Source organism: Vibrio sp. 2130-1 (assembly GCF_033339515.1).
Genome location: NZ_JAWOUT010000436.1, coordinates 1 through 619, shown reverse-complemented (window position 1 = coordinate 619; position 619 = coordinate 1). Strand labels below are relative to the sequence as shown.

Here is a 619-nt window from a genome sequence, read left to right as displayed (position 1 = left end):
GCCAATAGGTACGCCACCGAACGCCATCGCACTGCAATATCTCACTGGAGAAAACACCATCGACTTCCTCTCATGGATGATGATGGGCTTACCTTTTGTCTTAGTGCAATTGACCATCGCTTGGTTCTTACTGCAAAAGCTGTTCCCATCGAGCGAGCCAGAAATGAAACTCAAGTTGGATGGCACTTTCAAAAAGAGCTGGCGCGCAATGGTGGTTTACGTGACCTTCGCCCTCACCATCGTCTTGTGGATGACCACCAAAGCTCATGGCATGAATACGTACGTCGTCGCGATTATTCCTCTGGCAGTCTTTACCTTAACGGGCATCATGGGCAAAGAAGAGCTCAAACAGATCAACTGGGACGTATTGTGGTTGGTTGCCGGTGGTATTGCGATTGGTATTGCACTCGATAAAACGGGCTTGGCAGAAGCGCTCGCCCACGCAATTGATTATGAGGCACTGTCTCCATTTGCGGTGGTGGTTGTACTCTCCATCGTGTGTTGGTTGATGGCCAATTTTATGTCAAACACCGCGACCGCGAACTTGTTGATGCCAATTGCCGCAGCTATCGGGGTTTCCATGCCGAGTTTGGCCGCTGTCGGTGGCTTACAAGGCTTA

At 50.4% G+C, this 619-nt stretch carries 1 protein-coding gene; it reads left to right on the top strand.

The annotated features are described in order from the left end of the window. Nucleotides 1-619, top strand: a 619-nt coding sequence (locus tag R7Q09_RS26690; RefSeq protein WP_318144015.1) for an SLC13 family permease, incomplete at both ends; no start/stop codon positions are given.